Below are 21,837 nucleotides of genomic sequence, written 5' to 3'. Positions count from 1 at the left end.
TTAAATTCAAATCCACTTTAAAATGCAGCAAACATTTTCCTGGAGAAAGTGTAGTCTTTGGTTATTCGTTATTTCCGGTCTTTTCGCCTGTACAGAAAAAGGACATCCGGATGCTCCGGTACCTGACACCATCCGGGTCGGTACCGATGCAACCAGCAACCTGATTGTGCTCGACCGACCGGATGCTGCCGGTACATCGTCTCAAAGAGAGATCATGCTGCCGGAATTTGAACGCTATGTCCATGTAGCGGCCGATTCCAATCATTTCCGGTGGATCGGCGCCAGCAACCGCATGTTTCCGTGGGTAGGTAAAAACGACCTCCAGTCCATTTTTTCGGAAAAGGATCCGGTGCCACCCCGTATTCCCCATCCCAATCGCCGGGCCTTAACGACGATCCTGGAACTGAGCAACGGTCATTACCTGACCCTGCTACCATTGGCGGGCGAAAACAGTGTGAGCTGGCTGGAAGTAACGGATGACGGCAAGCTGCTGCTGGATTACGGGTCGCTGGGTACCGAAGCGGTACCCAGCGATAGCCAGGTCCCGTTGCTGTCCTGGTACGAATCCGAAAATGTGTACGAATCCATTGCCAAAGCCTGGGAAATAGCCCTCACTAGCGACAAGTTCAAGACCGCCGGAAGTCTGCGGGATCAAAAACAGTATCCCGAGCCTTTAGCCTACCTGGGCTGGTGCACCTGGGAACAATACCACAAAAATATTGACGAAGCTACACTGGTGGGTGCTATCGATAAAATTGATAATTCCGGGATCCCGGTACGCTGGTTTTTGATCGACGACGGACACCAGGATGATGATGGTGGCTTTTTGAAGTCTTTTGATCCCAACCCGGAAAAATTCCCCAATGGATGGCAACCGATCGTATCCAGAAAACGGGAAGATGGCATTAAATGGATGGGTATCTGGCACGGCTTTCTTTCCCACTGGAATGGCGTGCACATCGACCACCGGATGCCAGAACTGGCCCCCTTTCTGACGCCCAATCCGCAGCGGGAAAAAGGACTGCTTCCTAAAGATGATATGGCATCCAGTGTAGCCTTTTACGATTACCTGGTAACCAGGATCCAGGACCAGGGATTTGACTTCATGAAAACCGATAACGTATCCAGGTCAACCATTGAATACTACGGGCTCCCCAATGCCGCCAGCGCTCAGCGCGAAAATGTACTGGCCCTGGAGCAGGCCTGCTTCGAACACGGCATCGGACTGATGAACTGCAGTGCACAGAACACCATAGACCTATTAAATGCCACCAACAGTGCCACCATGCGCACCAGTCCGGATTATCAAAAACACAATCTGCCCACTTCCAAATCGCAGATCCTGCAATCCGTCTTCAATGTGGTGTGGCTCGGGCAAAGCTTGTGGCCCGACCATGACATGTTCCATTCCTCGGATGAAGAGGTAGGAGCAGCTATGTCCATCACCAAGGCGATGTCCGGTGGACCGATCTATTTATCCGATGACCCGGCGGATTTTAATCCGGCCGTCATCAATACCCTGTGCTACGAAGATGGCCGCTTGATCCGGCCGGAAGCTCCGGGTGTGCCTTTACCGGAAAGTATTTTCAGTGATGCCCTTTACGAAACGGACCATGTCTATAAAACCATTTCTCCACTGAAGAACAAAGCCTGCGCCATTGCCGCTTACAATCTAAGCGTAACGGCCGAAGCCCCCTTAAACGGGAAAATTGTACCAAAAGATTATACCTATGCCTCGGCCATGGTGCAGCCTTTCGACGGCTTCTGGGAAGTACCGGAGGAAGGGCTCGTTGTTTACGACTGGAACAAACAGACCGGACAAAAACTGACAGATGCCGGCATGGATTTTAAAATGGACGGTTTTGGCTGCGAGCTTTTTCTACTCTGCCCGATTAGTCAACAGTGGGCGGTGATCGGCAGACCGGATAAGTATCTCGCTCCAGCTACCGTAGAGATCATGGATATGGAGGAGGATCGTGTTACCCTCTCGTTTACCGAGATCGGTCCGGTAGTGCTGTATTCAGGACAAGGAAGACCAAGCTCCCCAGAAATGGAATTCAGCAGTATTGGCAATAATTTTTATAAAGGTATCCCGAACAGTGGCCTGCAAGGGGCCGGTACCATTACCATCACCAGGACGGACATATGACCAACAGGCAACTTTTCGACACTATTACATCAGTTAGATACTTTTACAAATGGCTGATACCAGCCCTCCTGCTGTTTCTCGTAGCCGGCTGTGGCATTCATAAGCAGGATATCCAACCTGATACCGATACCTCGGCTGGCCCGGATCTGCCGACGAAGGAAAAGGTATGGGTGTTCGTTATGGCCGGTCAATCCAATATGGCCGGGCGGGCGGCTATTGAAGCACAAGACCGGATCAGGAACCACCGTATTTTGACCATCAACGAAGGAAATGAGGTCGTCACGGCCCGGGAGCCCCTCCACTTTTACGAGCCGTCCGGGGCAGGTCTGGACTGCGGGATCGCTTTCGGTACAGCAATGTTGCAAGACTTACCGGAGGATGTCTCTATTTTATTGATTCCGACTGCCGTTGGGGGCAGCTCCATAAGCCAGTGGATCAATGACGAAACGCACCGGGGCGTGCAGCTGCTCACCAATTTCCGGCAGCGGTTGAGCGTTGCGAAGAATTACGGTGTACAAAAAGGTATCCTTTGGCATCAGGGCGAAGCGGACGCTCACCGGGAAGACAGGATCCAATCCTACCAGGACAACCTGCAGCTCTTGTTTGAGGAATTTCGCAAAATAGGGGGTGACGGATCATTGCCCATTGTGGTGGGTCAATTAGGATCCTTTGCCACCAATCAGGATGCCTGGGACCGCATCAATGCCGCCATCACCGCCTACACGCTCTCTGATGCCCAATGCGAACTTGTCGAAACCGCAGATCTGCAAGATAAGGGCGATCAGATACATTTTAACTCGGCAGCCCAACGAGCATTGGGCCGGAGGTACGCCGCAGCAATTTTATCCCTGATGAAATGATCCCGGATGAATAATTACACTTTCCGGGCCTGTTGGTGCTCATCACTGTTAACAGATCACATCTTCGGTTGATCATCATCATCCTGATTAAGAAGAAAAGAGGGCAATTTCATTCTCACATCGATCTATCTTGGAAATCGGTCACTAAAATAGCCCTCCATGAAAGTGTTCACCTGGATTAAAGTAATCGGGATTTTGTGTATCGTCTTCGGCTCATTTGCAATACTCGAGCATACCGCCAGCCTCGCCATGGCTCAAACATTTGAAAATGGCAATGAACATTTACCCAAAGTAGCTTCCGACTTGCTGCAGAGAAGGGTTATACTCGATTACACAGGTCTTTTGGTTTACACAATTTATCTCTTCGCCGGGATCCTCTTTCTTTTAAGAAAATCGTTTTCATTGAGGTTAATGTACCTGGCGCTGTCCCTGAGTATTTTATACCAGATATTGCCTTTGCTTCTGTTCCGAGAGTCTCATCCCATTCCAAACTTTGACTTCAGCTTTCATGTTTCCAAGCTTATCGGTCCGTTTATCGATCTGCTGCTATTGATCGGTATAATCAGATTATCCGGGCTCTACTATAAATCCCGGGAGGAATTGCAGGAGCGCTTTGGAACAAAAGATGGGATCATCAATCCCCGCCGGTGTAAGATCACAACGTTTATCGGCTTATTTTTCCTGGCTATTCCAATTTACCTGTTTGTAATGTGGTTGTATGCTGCTCAGATCGGCACAACGCAGCCGGAGCGGGTAGCTATTTTCCAAAACTACTTACCTGCCTTTTTAGAAGGCCGATATACCGCTTCTTATCTTGGTTTTGGTGCCTCGGTTCTTGCGGTTATCAGCAGCGCCACCAGCCTGAAGCTGCCGGAAAAGAAATGGAAAGTGATCAATAGTGTAGTTTTGGCCCTCGGGATTTTGCTACTGCTGATGTTTTTATTGTTCTTACTTTAATTCGGCCATAAGGACTCCAATATCTATTGAAAGGCTTGAATTAAGCCAGCAACAAATTGATGCCGGCTGCGGGGGTAAACATCTGTATAAAACTTTCTCCTGGTGTCCATTAACCTCAGCTGGCCCTCGAATACCACGCCCTTTATCGCTACGAGGAGTTTGCAAATCCGTCTTCATATTTAAGTCTCCCCACATTTCTCTTATTTTACGTAAGTAAAAACCCAACCAGAAAAATTCCAATTTCTGAGTAGGTTCGTGCTCATCATTACAGTGAGCCTGATCTCAGAATCGATAAATTCCTATAGCTCTTCTGAAAATTTCACCGTATAAATTTTCGGTAAATTTGTATCTTTCAGAGGAGAGCGTTAACCCAAACATAAAATCAAAAACGGTGCTTTGAGAATCAACCTGACCTTTAGTCTACTGGTTTTCGTGGCTACTGCTGCCGCCCAATCCTTCCAGGGGCATTTAAAGATCGAGAATATCACTTTCCCGGAAGGCAATCAATTGGCCTATGCCCGGGGCATGATCCAGGATAGCACCGGCCTGCTGTGGTTTCACTCCTACCCGAATCTTTTCACTTACGATGGACAGCTACTTTCCAGGATGTCGGAGCAAGGCCTGGGGCTACCCTATTCCGACTACTTACATTTTTTTGGAGATGAAACGCGGTCGTATTTTTTTCTCCTTAAAGACAGTCTGTTGGTCTATGACCCTGCGGCGAGAGAGGTCATTCACTCCAATATTAAGGTCAATCAGCCGCGTTTTGGTGAAGATGGAGCGATGTGGGGACTACATCAGGACATGACGGGAAAGTATACTTTTTCGGTACTGAGAGCCAGTAATGGCAGGCTACTGGAAGTGATCAGTCAGATTGAAAATGCCTACTGGTTTTACGACGCGACCCTGACTATCGGAGATCGGTATTTTGTAAAACTCAGAGATCGGGTGGAAGCATTTGACTCCACCGGTAACGTTAAGACGTATACCTTTCCCGAAGGAACCGATCCGGTGATCACCCACATGGTCAGGGATACGGAAAATACGATCTGGGTGGTGTATAGTCCCGACAAGTCCAAGGACCAGTATGGCGCCTACTACCTCCGGGAAGGGGCGGACGAATTCGTTCGCTTACCCGCGGGAGAACGCTTCCCGCAGGAGGAGAAGTTCGGGATGCTGTACGCTGAAAGAGATTTCATTTGGCACTGGGGCGCTCCCTTTCACCTTTCCAGACGCCGCATTTCGGACGGTAAGATGGAAGATCTGACCGATGAGATCCTCCGGCAGAGCCTGCACTTTCCGTTTTATAACAGTACCCAGTTGAATCTGCACCGCGACCGGTCGGGCGCCATCTGGATGGTGACCCGGGCGGGGATGGTCAAGATCACCGTAGAGGATGACCTTTTTCGTCAATATGCCCTGCAAGAAACCGGATTGGATTGCTCCGGTGAAAGCTGCCGGATCAGAGGGATGACGGAAGACGAGGCCGGGAATATTTACCTCTCGCACCTAAACGGGATCACGGTGCTGAACCCCAAAACGGGCCAGTTGTCGGCCCTGCCGCTGGATCTTCCCGCGCAAGCGCAAAAAGTCCACGCCCTGACCTACGCCCGGGGCAGCTTATTCTGGAACGAATACGCCATTGATCTGACCACTTACCAGACCACCCGGCTTTTTTCGCCAACCAACTACGATTTCCTTACCCACGGAATCGATCCGGAAGCAACGCATCTATGGATAGCCGTGAATTCTTTTCCGCCGGAATTGTATGATTTTGACCTCCGGGAAAAAAAGCTGAATAAGCTCCGCTTAGCGCAGCCAAACTGGTTTCGCAATATCAATAGTGAGATCAGGCAGATCCATTACAGCCCCACTACCCACAGCTTGTTTTTATCGGTCTGGATTGGTGGATTGGTAGAATTGGGACTGGACGGGGAAGTCCTCAACTACTACAGCTCCGAAAATATGGAGCAGGATCAATGGGCGTATAATTCCATGTACGGATTGTATGAAGATGAGGAAGCACAACTCTGGATCGGACACGGAGGAGCATCCGGATTGAGTAAACTGGATCTGTCAAGCCGGGAATTAACCAACCTCCCCTACCAACAGAGCTCCTTTTCCGGCTCCTTAAACAGAGTTTTCCAGATCTTCCCGGAAAGAGGTAACAAGCTTTGGTTAGTGACCGAAAAAGGGACGCTTTGTCTGGACAAAAGTACCGGAGAATTAACCAATTTTCCTATGTTCCCGACCCTGTCCGAGATGGCTTACCACCAACTGCCGGGATTAGCCGCCCGGGACGGCAGCCTGTACATCGGAACGCCCGATGAGCGCCTGAATGCTTTTCAGCCGGAGACGCTCTACCGAAAAGCCGGTTTCGATCAGACCTACCGGGTAGCTCTTACCCGTCTGGAGATTTTTAATAAACAACAGGATTCCCTGTTCGTACAACAGGCCGACCTGGCGGCCTTAACGGAAATAAATCTGACCCACCAGGATCGCTATTTCAAACTCAGTTTTTTTGTGCCGGATTTCCGCAATACGCAACAAAACCGATATTCCTACTGGCTGGAAGGCTACGACAACACCTGGACCGTCCCCTCACAGAGCAACGAACTGCAATACGAGAACCTGCCGCCGGGCTCCTATACGCTGCATATCCGGGGTGGCCTGACCCCGGACTATTATGCATCTTCCGAGTGCTCGATCAACATTTTCGTGGCCCGCGCCTGGTACAAGACCGGGTGGGCTTATCTGGGCTATATGCTACTGGCCGGCAGCCTGTTCTGGGGTCTCTTCCGCTATGAAATGCGACGTCAGTATTCGGAGGCCGAGGCCAGACGCCTGCAGGAGCTCGACGTCTTCAAATCCCGGCTGTACACCAATATCACCCACGAGTTCCGCACTCCGCTCACCGTCATTATGGGCATAGCCGATAGTATCCGGGGGCACACCGAAGAAAAGAAACTCATTCAACGCAACAGCGAAAACCTCCTGCGGCTCATCAACCAGTTGCTCGATCTTTCGAAACTCGATTCCGGTATGCTGCAATTGGACCTGGTGCAAACCGACATTGTCAACTACCTGCAATACCTGACGGAGTCTTTTTATTCCATGGCCGGGGATAAGGAGGTCCGCCTGACTTTCTATCCGGAGGTAAAAGAACTGGTTATGGATTTTGACGAGACCAAGATCCAGCACATTATTTACAATCTTTTATCCAATGCCGTCAAGTTTACCCCGGAGGGCGGCAAGGTCATTCTTCATCTCCGGGATCTGGAGATAAAGGGGCAGGCCTATCTGCAAATAAAGGTCAGCGATACCGGCGTGGGGATTGCAGCCGAAAATCTGCCCCATATCTTCGATCGTTTTTACCAGGCTCCTACCCGGCCTGCCTCGGAGGAGAACGTCTCCCTCCCTGCAACGCTGAGTGGGACGGAAGGTACCGGCATTGGTCTGGCGCTGACCAAAGAGCTGGTAGAACTGATGGGTGGAGAAATTGCCGTTGAAAGCAAAACCGGCACCGGCACTGATTTTTTGATCCTCTTACCCATCCGGCGGGATGCCGGTATTCGTAAAAAGGAACCGTCTGCCGTAGCTACGCCCAAGCGGCGGCGGAGTGAAACTGTGCTTCCCCCTGCTTCCACAAGGCTGGTATCAGCTTTAGCGCAGGCCGAATTTAATCCGGACGCAGATCGTCCAACTTTGCTGATCATAGAAGATAATCGGGACGTGATCACTTATATTCAGGCCTTGCTCCGGCAGGATTATCGGATCGAGATCGCCCGGAACGGCCGGACCGGCATCGATAAAGCCCTGGAAATCGTACCAGATATTATTATCAGCGATGTGATGATGCCGGAAAAGAACGGCTACGAAGTTTGCGAAACCTTAAAAAACGATGAGCGTACCAGCCATATCCCCATCATTTTGCTGACGGCAAAAGCCACCAAAGAAGACCGCATCAAAGGGCTGCGCGGCGGGGCGGATGCTTATTTGATCAAACCGTTCCACAAAGAGGAATTGTTTGTACGGCTGGCCAAACTGGTGGAATTACGCAAAACCCTACAGGCGCACTATGCCGGGAATGGTATCTTTTCGATCGTGGCTCTTCCGGAAAAAACGCTTTCCCTCGAAGATACCTTTCTACGAAAACTGATCGCCGTCGTAGAGCAAAATCTGGATAATACCGATTTTACCGTCGATGAACTCTGCCGGGCCGTCCATCTCAGCAATATGCAGGTCAACCGCAAACTCAAGGCCCTCACCGGCGAAACCCCCTCCGGGTTCATTCGGGCCATCCGGTTGGAAAAAAGTATGCAACTGCTGCAAACCACCGACTTCAATGTGTCCGAAATCGCCTACGCTGTCGGTTTTAATGATCCCAGTTACTTTTCCAAGGCTTTTTCCGATAAATTTGGCTTCCCTCCCAGTGTTATGCACAAATAATTGTAATTGAGCCACTTACACCTAATCATTGCCTACCAATGTTAAATAGCTACTAGTCTTTTTAGGGATATGTGAAATGGGTTATAGCGATTGTAAAATAGGTAAAGGCCGTTTGAAACGGTTTCCTACATCTTTAAGGGGAAATTTTTCTCTAATCATTTCTATCTCAGCATAGCATATCGTTACCATAAACATCTAGCCATGAGAAAATTAATCTTCCTGTTCATTTCGATGGGCATTATAATAATTGTGCCCGATACGATAGCTCAGACTAATGAGACCCCCATTGAAAATTACGTATGGAAACGCAATAAAACGGAAGCAGAACCCGGTTTTGTCGTGCTAAAATCGGGCAAACGACTCGAAGGTACGATCAGCCTGACGGGGTCCAAATCTTCGGTAGAAGAAGTAGCCTTTGAAGGCGACGGTAAAAAAATTGATTTCCCACTGGCGGCCTTATCCGCCTACGGTCTGCTGCGGCGCGACCGTCCCCAATCAACCGCAAAAACCATTAATACTTCCGGCGAACCCATAAACGACAGCCCCGAGAGTATGTACGAATGGAGAGACATGGGGATAGTGATGAACAAAGTGGTCACCAGCTCCGAACCCCGGCCGGGATATGTCATCCTGAAGGATGGTACCCGCCTGGAGGGGGAATTCAGACTGCGCAGAAAAGATGGTGAGCTCAGCAATTATATCATCAAAGGTGACAAAAAATATTCTGGTAAGATCTCGGAAGTAGCGAGATACGGATATACTGTAAGCGAGTCCGCTGTCCGGCAGGAAAACCTGGAAGCCATGGCGGACGATTATTACGATGGCACCCTTTTTCTACCGACCGGAACCCTTACCGGTGAGCTGGCAAAGGTCATAGCACCGGATAATTTTTTTGCGGAACGGGTCTTGTTAAAGGATCAAAACGGGAAAATACAGGAGTTTACGCCCGGGGACGGCGTATCCTTTACCCAAACGATCGACGGCGTGGTCACTACTTTTATATCGTATCAGGATACGTTTGTGGAAGAGGAATTCAACGGAGAAACTTTCCACGTTTTTAGAAACCCCTACCCCACTTCCTTTAATAAATTTTTAGGGGCGCTGTTTGCTCAAACGACGTCTATTGCCTCCACCGTAATTGCTTCGGAAATGGCCAAAAAAGATGCCGAAAAGAATAATTATGAATCCAATATGGATAGTATCATAGCGACCTCCAGCCCCGAAGAACTGCGCGAAATTAGAGATGGTCTGGTCCGGGTAGCTGGGTACGACAGTGCACAGGATCTGGTGAATAACAGCGATAATGAACCGCTTAAAAAGAATGTTATGGCCCTGGAAGTGGCCCTGGCGGGACAGGAAATGAGCGCGGCAAGAGCAGAAGGTCCCCTCAATAAAGAATGGGTCATTTTGAATAAAAAGACCGGAGAAGAGATCTCCATATTCCGGGCAGACTATAAGAAACTCATGGAGCCGCTCTTAATGGGTTGTTACGAATATTTGGCTATGGATCGCAGTGAGCAGCGGGAACATGGACGATGGAGCAATTTTCAAGAGACCTTGAAGATGTTGGATGCTTGCTATTAGCAGGTAACTACTGCTACGCTACTGGACATTTTGTTTCAAATGGGCAGACCTGGAGACAAGGAGACAAGGAGACAAGGAGACAAGGAGATTGGGAGACAAGGTGACAAGGTGAAGGGGTGAAAGAAATGCGCCTCTCCCTCTCTTCCAGTCACTCCATCGTTCTCATTTTGTCCAATAGTGTGCCTACCCATTTTAAATGAGTACAAGTCTTTCCAGTGTAACGTGAAATAGCTAAAAGCGAATGCGAAATAAGTAAAGGCCTTTCGGATCGGTTTCCCAGATCTTCGAGACGAAGAATTTTTTACACTTAAATACCCAGGTATTATGATAAAGCTTAAACAAACATCCGGTATATCCATCACGATATACGATTATTTTAATTTGGTTCTACTTCTGCTGGCGTTCGGCCTGCAAGCCACCGCTCAGAACGGAAATGTCGGTATCGGCACCCCAACGCCCGACCCCAGTGCCGTGCTGGAGTTGCGGTCCTCGGATAAGGGCATCCTCATCCCGCGCATGACTTCTGCGCAGCGGGCAGCGATCGCTGCTCCGGCCACCGGTTTGCTGGTGTTCGATACCAATACCGCCGGTTTCTGGTTTTACAACGGCAGCGAATGGACCGATCTGAGCAGTCCGGGAACCGGGACGTCTACCTCCATCGCCGATACCGATGGGAACACAAAAATACAGGTGGAGGAAACCAGCAATGATAATGTGATCCGATTTGATATCAACGGGGTGGAAAGAATGTGGCTGCAGGAAAATGCTGCTGGTTTTACCCCACTGCAATTTGGGAACCGCCGCCATACGCTAATCGGACAGGGCGCTGGAGTAAACATGAATGTTATGCCAAGCATTCCTGACCCTCTTGATGGTAATACTTTCCTGGGCTTCTGGGCAGGGCATGAAAACACCACGGGTACCATGAATACGGGCATTGGGGTGGACGCTTTGAAGTCGAACATCAATGGCTGGATGAATACCGCCATTGGCCATCATGCGCTATCTTTAAACCAAAGCAATGACAACACAGCCGTTGGTCATTTAGCTCTTTCTTTTAATGGTGTGGGCAAGGAAAATACCGCTACTGGCAGTAATGCTCTGGTTAATAACCGAAACGGTGATGGAAATACAGCCACCGGCTTCTCTGCTCTAAAATCCAACTCCAGCGGGTATGATAATACGGCCATTGGAGCCAATGCCATGTTTAATGGCAGTACGGGAAATAGAAACACCGCACTTGGCTTCTCTGCGCTGCGAGAAAACACGATCGGTTCCGCCAACACCGCTAGTGGAGACTCGTCCCTGCTCCTAAACACCATCGGTATCTTAAATACGGCCATCGGTCATCGGGCTTTACCCAATAATACTTCCGGCCGGGGCAACACGGCGGTTGGCCCATTCACCCTGTCGACAAACGGTACTGGCAATTGGAATACCGCTATTGGAACCGCCGCTTTTACCGTGATCCCCAATCTGGATAATACGACCTGTCTTGGAGTAGACGCCGGGCATATGATCTTCGCCAGCAACCGCGTGGCTATCGGCAATACCAGCGTCTCCTGGATAGGCGGCCAGGTCGGATGGAGTACCTACAGCGACGCCCGGATCAAAACACAGGTAGAGGAGAATGTACCGGGCCTGTCCTTTATCAGCAGGCTTCGCCCGGTGACGTACCATCTGGATATCCACAAACAAAACGAATTATTCCCCCGCGATTCCCGCGATAAAATGGCGGAGGCAGACTGGCCTACCAAATACGACATAGAAAAAAAGCAGATGACCGGTTTCATCGCTCAGGAAGTGGCGCAGGCTGCCCGGGAGCTGGGCTACGACTTTAGCGGAGTAGAAAAGGCCGGTGATGAGGTGGGCCTGTACAGCGTACGCTACGCACAGTTTGTGGTGCCGCTGGTGAAGGCCGTGCAGGAGCAACAGACGCTGATCGGATCTTTGACGAACCGACTGGAAGCCTCCCAGGTAGCGATGGAAGACCTGCAATCGGAAAGGAATGAATTAAAATCCCGGCTGGATCGGCTGGAAGCTGCCATGCTCCAACGGGCTGAATCAACCCCTAAAACCCCGAACAAATGAAAAAGCCACTTTCCTGGAAATTCCTGCTGTGCATATTGCCGGTCTTGGGAGTGCCCGCGGGTGTCGGGGCCCAGCTATATATCCAGGGCACCACGGTGCATATCAGTCCGAATGCCCTACTTCACAGTAACGACGATGTGACCAATACCGGCGGTGGGACCTTGATCAATGAGGGAATGTTGTCGACTTCCGGCAGTATCACCAACAGTGGATCGGCTACGCTGCAGGGTAACGGCCGCTACAAACTGGCGGGCGACTGGCAGAATTCCGCCACCTTTAGCGCCGGGACTTCTACCGTCAATTTTGTGGGGCCGGCCAATAGCATGGTCACTTCCGGCGGTGATGCTTTTCATATCCTGGAAATGACCAAAGCGGTCGCCAACCTTACCCTGGCCGACGATCTGGGCATTGGTCGGCGACTCGAATTTTTATCCGGCCAAAACAAAATTTTGCTCCCGGGAAAAACCCTCGCTATCGGTTCGGGGGGCGACATTAGAGGTTACGACATCAACAACTACATTGTCACCGGCAGTGACGGCGAACTGATCAAGTCGGACCTGGGCGACAACGGCTTCACCTTTCCTATCGGCTTTGATCTGAGCTCCTATAATCCCATGGTCGTCAGGCAGCATGGGACCAGCGGACCATTGGGCGTCCGTTGCCATGAGCAGCATTTTGCCAACGGCAGTAGCGGTATGCCTTTAAGCAGCGAAGTGGTAGATGCCTCCTGGGAAATCACACGGGCTTCGGCGGGCGTCAATGACCTGGAAGTGACTCTGCTATGGGAGCTTGAACACGAGCTTGCCTTCGACCGCAACGATAGCGCCGTCGGTTTTTGGGACGGCGCGAACTGGGATTACGGAGCCCTACCCGGCAGTCAGGCCACCATCCTTGGCTCCACTACTTACTCCCAGACGCGCACGGGTATCTCTGGCACCGGCCTGCTTGGGGTACGCAGTGGGATGAGCCTCGTCGATGCACACGATGCGCGTGCGACCTCGTCGGCTCTGATCGTTTATCCCAATCCCTTTGCGGAAAAATTGACGGTACTACATGCTAGCGGTAAGATCTGGCTGTATACTTTGTCGGGTCAGTTAGTTATGCAGATCGATCCGGGCTACGGGCCTGGTTTCTCCGTACCGACGGAGATTGATCTGGGTCATTTACCCGCAGGGATCTATCTATTGAAAACTACCGGTATGAATGGATTGCCGGTATCGACGAGACTCATTAAGATGGCTCGCTGAAAGGACTGGCTGCAAGTTTAAACCAGCTCAATAATAATTTCGGTAGTCCAAACTAATTCCTGGATCAGGTCATTCTTACGAGTGTGACCTGATCCTGGAGGTGGTTTCAGTTTCCGAAGCCCATCTGCTTGTTTTCTCCGAAGAGTAACAAAGCGGTGGTTCCCGGAGCGCCTCTGTAGCGACGCACCACCAGGCTTTGGTAAAGAAACTGTACCCCTCTAAGCAATCTCACCCCCGCAGTTGATGCAAATCAGTATCCTCTAATCTGTAAAGGTGCAATTTAGATTGGAAGCATTTTATCTATGCTTTCACGAACCGGTAATCCTGATATGCAGCTGACGTTAGAACAGACACGGAAGTTAAAAAACGCCAAAGTGCTATTACTGGCGGGGATGGTACTGGGACCGCTATATACCGTCTTTTCCGATGGCTTTTCCTCGATCCATCCTTTTATCAATACCCTGGTCATTGGTCTGATCACGGCGGTGCTCGTTGCGTTTTTTGAATTCATCCTATTCACCGGACAGGTCAGGAAGCTCAAATTCTATAAGATCTTTTTCCTTCGAATATTCTTATACACTTTTTCCATTACCGCGACCATTACGATGGTCATGATCATATCCCGCATGTTTCGCAACGATATGAATTTTCGCTCGGTCTACCTGAGCGATGAGTTTCAGCATTACCTGTGGGAAGAAGATTTCCTTTTTGGGATCCTGTACACCCTGGCCCTCGTGACGATCGTGATCTTCATCATGCAGATCAAAAGGAAGATAGGGCCTAAAATACTATTCGGCTTCATTTCCGGCCGGTATTTTCATCCCCGGGAAGTGGAACGAATTATCATGTTTATTGAGATCCAAAAAGTGAAAACGATCATTGAAAAGATCGGTCGGGTAAGATTTTTTCGCTACCTGAACGATATCATTTTTGACATCACCGAAACGGTCCTGTTTCACAAAGGTGAATTCTATGAATACGTCGAAAATGAGATCCTCTTGGTTTGGGATGTCAAAAGGGGAACCGAAAAAGCCAATTGTATTCGCACCTTTTTTGAAATCCAGGAGATCATTGAAGCCAAAAAGATGACCTACTTTGAGAAGTACGGTTTCATCCCAGAATTTCATGCTTCCCTACATTTTGGACGCTTGATACGGGGCGAGATCGGGGATGTAAAGAGTGAAATTAAATACCACGGAGATGTCATGAACACGGCGGCCAGGATCCTTGGGGAAACCAATTGGGAAAATAACTTCCTGATCTCTTCCGATCTGATGGAGCACATTACCCTGCCGATCCTCTATCGTAAAGAACGATTGGGCAAATTCGGACTAAGGGGTAAACACCAGGACATCGAGTTGTACGCCTTAAAAGAATCCGAGACACAGTTTATAAAATGATCATACCCGAAACACAAAAACGAAAACTTCGCAGTACGCTGAAAATCACCCTTTTCGGTGTTATCATCGGTTTATTCTACCCCGTATTCGGGGATGGATTTAGTGAAATGCTTCCGTTCGTGAACGGCTTTAGCATTGGTTTGATCGGTGGCCTGGCGATCTCTTTTCTGGAATTGGAGATCTTTGATCCGCTAAAACGTCGTTCGTCCTTCATCCGAACATTTGCGCTCAAAACCTCCATTTATTTTTTCTTTTTCGCGCTGCTGATCCCGGCGGTCATGGCCTTTAATGAATCTATTTACCTGGAACGGGGCTACCTGGAACACATCAAAAGCGATGAGTTTCAGGCATTCCTTTTTGAAGAGGATTATGACGTTCTCCTATTCTATGCATTCGCTTTTATCGGGCTGATCATCTTCATCCGGCAGATCAATCGGAAACTGGGCCAGGGCGTACTGATCAACTATATCTCCGGTCGGTTCCATAACCCGAAAGAAGTGGAGCGGATCTTCATGTACCTCGATATCCGGTCTTCCACCACGATCGCCGAGCAGTTGGGCGAAATACGGTTCCACAACTTTTTACACGATTTCTTTCTGGACATTACCGAGTGTATTCTTTCGACTAAAGGTATGATCTATACCTATGTAGGTGATCAGGTGGTCGTAACCTGGAAAATGAAGACCGGTCTGGAAAAAGCGAACTGCATCATGACATATTTTCACGTCAAGAACCGGATAAAAAGACTGCGGGAACAATACCTGGAAAACTATGGATTCGTACCGCGCTTTTCCACCAGCTTTCATTGCGGTAAAGTCATCGTTGGGGAACTGGGTGATGTAAAAAGTCAAATCGTGTATCAGGGTGAAGTTTTGTATGAAACCAGCGCCATTGAAAAGAAATTTTCCGACTTACAGTTGCAGGAAGCTATTCTGATCTCCGAAACCCTGCTCAACCGCATTACTTTACCGGCCTTGTTCAAAGCTTACCGGAAAGCGGAGATCAAGGGTAATGAAATAGATACGCTTGGGGTCTATACCCTGGCCGAGAATATTCCGGAATTTCATGGAGCAAACGCCGGTTAGTTGCAGATCAGATGCAGCTTGTCCTCATTTCCATACTTCGATGGCTAATTTCTCACGATCAATAATTTTTGCACCAAACGATCCTGTTTGGTTTCCAAAAAAACGACATACATACCCGGGGACAAATGACTGGTATTGATGACCATTTGCCAGTCACCGGCTTCCCGGAAAACATCCCGCAGCAGATAGTTCCCGCTTTTTTGACCGTTGACCGCCTGCACCCAAAGGCTGACCGGCTGGGGTGTCTGTAGTTGATAATCAATGTTTACGAGGTCGGAAGCAGGATTAGGATATATCCTCAATTGGTTTTCGGGAATCGAAAGACTGGAGGCCGGAGGCGATACCGGCTGAGGAGTTGTCGTGGCCGCACTCACCGGGCAATCCCGGATCAGCAACTGTACCTCACTGCCATTTTGGGCGTGGAAGCCCGGTTGTAGTAAAATGTAATTTTGCGCCTGCATCGAGACTTTACTGCCCGTTTCAATTACCCCCGCAGATTTAATCCAATCGTAGACCACCATAATGGTATTGTCCAATATCGGATTATCGTTTAGGGAAGCGGTATCAGCAATGCAGTTTCCACAGGACGCACTGATTTGTTGAATGGTATTGCAGCCGTTAGCATTGTTTTCAATGATAAACTCTCCTCCGGAAGCGAGGAAGGTACAGACACTTTGAACGCCGCAAAAGGAAAGTTTAGGGCAGTCAATGATCACAAATTCGATCAGTGGACTGATATTCTGAAAAATGATATTGTCCAATCCATCCAGGGAGCTGAGCATAGGATTGTCTACCAGATCCAGGGAAAGTCCCACGGAGACCAGTTTTTTCAAAGCGCTTAAAGAGGCCAGAGAAAAATTAGTGGAGATGCTTAGGCTGCCTCCTACCGAAAGCAAATTTTCCACCCCGTCGAAAGAACTTAAGGAGTAATTCTGAAAAACATAAAACCCACCTCCAATCGAAGCCAGATTGCCTAAACCGACTAAATTATGCAAAGAAAAATTTGCGGAAATGTACAATTCTCCTCCAATCGAGACCAGGTTGTGCAGCCCGTTTAAAGAGGCTAAATTCTGGTTACCCTGGATAAATACGGTTCCATCCAGGGAGGAGATCCCCGCTAAACCACCGAGATCCGTAATTAAGCGGTTCTGATAAATATTCAGCACATCTCCGATAGAAGTAAGGCTGGCTAAACCGTCCAAAGAGGCTAGGGAGAAATTACCGGAAACGTGCAACCCACCTCCAATTGAATTGATATTATGCAGGCCGTTTAATGACGTTAAATTGAGGTTGTTTTGGATATAGATCGTTCCGCCGATAGCCGTAATGCCCGATAGGCCGTCCAAACTCGTAATACTGCTACTTGGAGAATTGAGGCTTCCGATAATTACATTTCCGGTAATGGTTGCACATCCCGGATAATTGTCGGCAAAATCATCAATGTCGGCCTGAGAAGAAAAGGTGATCCCGCCCGGAAGGCAACTTTGGGCGCTCCCGACATTAATTGCGGCAAAAAATGCCAGCAAAATGAATAACTGCTTTACCGTGGAAACGGAAAACTGCGGCAAGAACGGTGTAAACTTGGTCATGGTAATGGTTTGGGTAAGATCTTAAAGAATTGTCTTGGTCAAGTTAGGTGCCTTTTTACCCGCTTACTATGATTACGATCACCATCGCATACTAAAAAAGGTGAGATAGGATACTGGCGGTAAGATTTCCAATTATATAGTAGACCATTATCTGAATTAGAACCTGAACTGGCTTAACCTCCTGAGCAAATAAGGATACAGGCACAAACAAAAAATCAGGTTACCCCCACTAGGGTAACCTGATCCTGGATGTTGTTTGATTTAAAGCGATTCTCTTTATTTCCTCCAAACGGATGCAAAGCGGTGATTCGCCTGAGCGCCGTCGTAGCCGGTCACTACCCGGGTCAGATATCCCGAACCGGTGGAGTTATTATAGTTGGCCTGGTACTGGGCGGCAGTCTGGTCGTGCTTGGCGATCCAGGAACCACCCGGGTTCTGCGCAAAGATCGCGGAGAAGTAGGGGGTGCCGTTGTGCATGTAGGCGGCAATGTAGACCGGTTTTCTTCCGGCCGCTTTGTTGCTATTCACTTCAGCCTGATATTGCGCCGAAGTAAGGCTGGATTTCAGGACATAGCTGCCAATGTTCACCTTGCGGTACAGCACCGTGTATTGCTTATTGCCGTTGATGGAAACCACGGAGACACTCATTGGGCGGTAGCCACTTCCGGTCAGGTTGTTGAAGTTAGCCTGGTGCTGGGCCGCGCTTAATCCGTGCTTGGCAGTCCAGGCACCGCTCAGACCTTTTTTGAAGATCGCGGCGTAGAGGACCGAGTTTCCGTATTTGATACTTTCTACCTGTAGCGGAGAGTATCCGTCGCTTACCGCTTTGTTCATCACCGACTGGTAGGCGGCGCTGTTCAATCCGTGGTAGGCTCTCCAGGCACCGGTAGATTTTCTCCAGACGAAGTTGTAGAATATTTTGTTCCCCACGCTGTATCCGTCGATCCATTCGGGAGCAAAGCCCGAGTCGGCCAGGTGATCAAACAGGCGCTGATAGTCACCGGCCGGTAAGCCGTGGCGGGCATACTCATTGGTCAGTTTCCGGTGAGGCCACAGTAGGATCTTTCCATCCGGAATGGTACTGCCGTTCAGAGCCGTCCATTTAGATGCAATGTTGGCTTTGTTATTGGGGCGCATCAGGTACAGGCCTTTGCTAAAGTTCAGCGGTGCCGCCTGGTTGCCTTTTTGCAGGTGGATATGCAGGTGCGGGGCAGTTGAGCTTCCGGAGTTACCGGCCCGGCCCAGGTATTGTCCCTGCTGGATGTTAACCTGCTTATCGGCCGGCAGCATCACGTACATGTTCTCACTTTCGCCGGCTCCCAGTTTTTTAGGGAAGATAGTGGATTTGTTGGCGCAAAGATTACCGGGAATAGTACCGGGGATCATATGAGCGTACAGTACGCGGGTACCGTCGGCATGGTCCACCCAAAGCATGTTCCCGCCACCCGGGATCCGCTTGTTATCAGAACTCAGGTAAGGGTGCTTCTCTCCGGGTTTGGCATTCTGCGGAGCATTACACCAGCAACCGACGATCTTACCGGAACGCATGGCGTAAATCGGCTTGTTATAGATCAGGTAATCGCTGTTGGCTGATCCGTTCTTACCCGGATGGTATGGAGTCCAGTTGCTATTTCCGGTATAGCGTTGTACGCCGATGTCTTCTCCCAGGGCCTGGATACCAGCTGCGTGGTTTCCGGTAGAAACCCGTTCGCCGGGTTTGAAATCATCTGCCAGGAAAGGTAGTATATAAGGCGCTGTTGATGAAGTGGAGTAACGAGCTGAAGGTAATGTAGTAGTTGCTCGAATCTGGGCATTCAGTATTTGGAAACTGCTCAGCAAAAGGATCATCAATGGGGTTAAGGTTAAAAAAATCTTTTTCATGGTTTTTTGAATAGGTTGAAATGATAGTAATGGATTTTAGTAATAGGTTCGGGAAGGTGTGTTTGAGAGGGAATGGATGTGCCCCTTTGGGGTGATCTTTTTTGGATTTTTTTTAAAAAAGAAGTGAAGGAAGGCTTTGATCGGAAGAGACAGAAGGCATGTAATCAACTGAAAATAATCAGATTAAATAACAAAAAATATCTCAATCGAATTACTCCCTTAATAGCCGCATACATAAAAGAAAAGCAAGATTGTTTTTATACTCACTAATTACCAACTCGCCAGCGAAGGTTTCCCATCATTTGATTTATGTGAAATTGAGCTTTCAACTGCTCCGGAATTAGCTAAACAAAGAAACCGTAAAATAGTAATAATGAGATGAGGAAGAATTGATATATTATACTAGGCATCAATTGATCTTTAAAAGCAGCATGCCCCAAGCATAATTTTTTCTATTTTCTCCTTTCTGGCTCATCAATACTAACAACTTTTAATATTTTGCTACCAAAACTAGAAATTCCCGGTTCCCCATGTCACCAAAACGTCCAGTATTTCTTTTTTCCTTTGCGAATGATCCAGACTTTCGTCTGCACTTACAGGCAGAGGAGCGCGCTATCCGGGAAATTCTTCAAAAACTGGATAGCCAGGAAAGGATCAAGTACCGATCTATTTCACAGACTAATCTGGATGACATCTACAACGCCTTTAACGATTACCACGATCAGATCTGTATTTTCCATTACGGTGGCCATTCACATGATACTCACTTGCACCTCGACGGTCAAAAAACTACTTCCAGATCCTTAAGTACGCTCTTTGACCAGCAGCCCTTACAGTTAGTTTTTCTAAATGGCTGTGCTAATCAACAACAGGTAAAAGATCTTTTTGAGGTGGGGGTACCGGCCGTAATTGCCACCAGTGCTGAGATTAATGATGAGCTAGCCGGCCAGTTATCCAGGCAATTTTATCAAGCACTGGCGGCTGGAAAAACTATTCGTCAGGCTTTTGATACCGCAAAATCTTTTATCGAGCAGAATAGAAAATCAAAAGTAGAAATAGCCTATCGCGGTCAAAAATTAGACACATCAGAAGAGGAGAGTTTCCCCTGGGGACTTTACTGCCAACAGGAAGCTGCCCTAGACTGGTCGCTCGAAGACATTTCAGAAGCTAACCTGGATACTATCACTTACCAACAACGGAAAATCAAGAAGGTGCTCGGCCCTCCCCCTTTTATTCCGGAGATCTTCCTCGGCCGAGATAATGATCTTGAGGCTATTCGCCAAAAGCTTTCGGCAGGAGATAATCTTTTACTACTCGTAAATGGAGAAGGCGGCATCGGCAAGACCACTGCTGCTGCCGCTTATTATCGCCGGTATCAGGATCTGTACCAGCATGTAGCCTGGGTATTTGGCGGCTTAGACCTGCAAGAGGCGCTCCTTACGCTTGCTCCTCCTTTGCAGATAAATTTCTCAGAGGCCATGCCTAATGAACAGAGACTCCATATACTATTGGAAGCGATGAGCAATCTGGATGAGCCCTGCCTATTGGTAATCGATAACGCCAATGAGATCGAAGAATTGAAAAAAAATTATCTGGCGCTGCGCTCCTGTCCCAACTTTCACGTCCTGGTCACGACCCGGATCACTGAATTTGAACAGGCTGCCTCCCACCGTATTTCCCACTTGAAGAAAAAGACTGCAGTCACCCTTTTCAAAAAACATTATCCCGAACACGATCCGGCAGAAAATCAGCTACTGGAGGCCATACTAGCTGCCGTTGGCTATAATACGCTGGTCATCGAACTACTGGCCAGAAACCTGCGCAATTTCAATCGACTGAGAACACGTTACCACTTGTCTGATCTTTTACAGGACCTGCAAGAAAAAAAGCTTCTGGCGCTCTCCCACAGCCGGGCCGTCAAAACCGGTTATCAAGCCGACACCTTGGCGCTGCGCGAGGAAAAGCCGGAGGATATCATTGCCGCTATGTACGATCTAAGCGATCTGACCTCCCTGGAGACCAAACTACTTTCCTTTTTTGCAGTGCTGCCGGCGGAGAATATCGCCTTTGAACTATTCAGCGATTTGCTAAACGATACGGAAAATTTGGATGACACACTACTGCTACTGGCACAGAAAGGCTGGATCGATTACGATCCGGAAAACGTATCCTTTAAGGTAAGTCCGGTAATCCAAAGTATTACCCGTAGCAAACACCCACAACTTTTCGAATACTGCCAGGAATTGATTGCCGGTCTGAGTGAGAAACTCGATTACCAAGCAGGTATTGGCCATTTTATCAACGCTACCTACGAAGAAGCAAGCCTGTTTGCCTGGTACGCGGAAAATCTTATAGATTGCTTAAATCAAATTGAATATAGCCTTGGTCTACTTTGTGAGAGAGTAGGTAGCTATCACAGCACTACAGGCAATTTGGACAAAGCTTTGACTTTCTTTGAAGAATACTCCCGCTTCAATACAGAACTCTATGAGGCATATCCACAAAATGTATCCTTTAAAAACGGATTGGCCATTTCTTATGAAAA

At 48.7% G+C, this 21,837-nt stretch carries 12 protein-coding genes; 10 read left to right on the top strand and 2 right to left on the bottom strand.

Annotated features, from left to right (window positions below; translation table 11 throughout):
- The first annotated feature begins 22 nt into the window (after window positions 1-22).
- The 9 genes from CRP01_RS29255 (at window position 23) to CRP01_RS29215 (ending at window position 15,822) form a co-directional block, all read left to right on the top strand.
- Window positions 23-2,149, top strand: coding sequence for a Sip1-related alpha-galactosidase (locus CRP01_RS29255; RefSeq protein ID WP_099153618.1), 2,127 nt, complete (start codon window positions 23-25; stop codon window positions 2,147-2,149).
- A complete protein-coding gene (locus CRP01_RS29250) occupies window positions 2,146-3,009 on the top strand; it encodes a sialate O-acetylesterase (protein WP_099153617.1) in 864 nt (287 codons plus the stop codon). Before CRP01_RS29255 ends, CRP01_RS29250 begins: the two co-directional genes overlap by 4 nt.
- A gap of 159 nt (window positions 3,010-3,168) precedes the next feature.
- On the top strand, window positions 3,169-3,966 hold the full coding sequence (locus CRP01_RS29245; RefSeq protein ID WP_099153616.1) for a hypothetical protein: 798 nt from the start codon (window positions 3,169-3,171) through the stop codon (window positions 3,964-3,966).
- 396 nt (window positions 3,967-4,362) lie between these two features.
- Window positions 4,363-8,415: a hybrid sensor histidine kinase/response regulator transcription factor gene (locus CRP01_RS29240; protein WP_099153615.1), complete on the top strand. Its 4,053-nt coding sequence runs from the start codon at window positions 4,363-4,365 to the stop codon at window positions 8,413-8,415.
- Between the two features lie 201 nt (window positions 8,416-8,616).
- A complete protein-coding gene (locus CRP01_RS29235; RefSeq protein ID WP_099153614.1) occupies window positions 8,617-9,999 on the top strand; it encodes a hypothetical protein in 1,383 nt (460 codons plus the stop codon).
- Between the two features lie 324 nt (window positions 10,000-10,323).
- Complete coding sequence (locus CRP01_RS29230) at window positions 10,324-12,090, top strand: tail fiber domain-containing protein (RefSeq protein WP_099153613.1); 1,767 nt, start codon at window positions 10,324-10,326, stop codon at window positions 12,088-12,090.
- The gene (locus CRP01_RS29225; protein WP_099153612.1) at window positions 12,087-13,337 is read left to right on the top strand and encodes a T9SS type A sorting domain-containing protein; all 1,251 of its coding nucleotides are present in this window, start codon (window positions 12,087-12,089) and stop codon (window positions 13,335-13,337) included. Before CRP01_RS29230 ends, CRP01_RS29225 begins: the two co-directional genes overlap by 4 nt.
- 329 nt (window positions 13,338-13,666) lie before the next feature.
- Window positions 13,667-14,737, top strand: a complete 1,071-nt coding sequence (locus CRP01_RS29220; RefSeq protein ID WP_170110590.1) for an adenylate/guanylate cyclase domain-containing protein — start codon at window positions 13,667-13,669, stop codon at window positions 14,735-14,737.
- Entirely contained in the window at window positions 14,734-15,822 is a 1,089-nt protein-coding gene (locus CRP01_RS29215; RefSeq protein WP_099153610.1) for an adenylate/guanylate cyclase domain-containing protein, read from the top strand. The genes CRP01_RS29220 and CRP01_RS29215 overlap by 4 nt, the downstream gene beginning before the upstream one ends.
- Before the next feature lie 44 nt (window positions 15,823-15,866).
- On the opposite strand, the gene CRP01_RS29210 is transcribed toward CRP01_RS29215, so the two are convergent.
- Both CRP01_RS29210 and CRP01_RS29205 read right to left on the bottom strand, forming a co-directional pair.
- Complete coding sequence (locus tag CRP01_RS29210; protein ID WP_099153609.1) at window positions 15,867-17,411, bottom strand: 3-coathanger stack domain-containing protein; 1,545 nt, start codon at window positions 17,409-17,411, stop codon at window positions 15,867-15,869.
- Between the two features lie 276 nt (window positions 17,412-17,687).
- On the bottom strand, window positions 17,688-19,292 hold the full coding sequence (locus tag CRP01_RS29205; protein ID WP_099153608.1) for a M23 family metallopeptidase: 1,605 nt from the start codon (window positions 19,290-19,292) through the stop codon (window positions 17,688-17,690).
- Between the two features lie 767 nt (window positions 19,293-20,059).
- Between CRP01_RS29205 and CRP01_RS29195 the strand changes: the two genes are divergently transcribed.
- Window positions 20,060-21,837: NB-ARC domain-containing protein (locus CRP01_RS29195; RefSeq protein ID WP_170110589.1), on the top strand; the 1,778-nt coding region annotated here is incomplete at its 3' end.

The sequence above is a fragment of the Flavilitoribacter nigricans DSM 23189 = NBRC 102662 genome, from assembly GCF_002646595.1.
Taxonomy (GTDB): domain Bacteria; phylum Bacteroidota; class Bacteroidia; order Chitinophagales; family Saprospiraceae; genus Flavilitoribacter; species Flavilitoribacter nigricans.
Note: the sequence above shows the minus strand (reverse complement) of the source record. Positions and strands in the feature narration are given on the sequence as shown.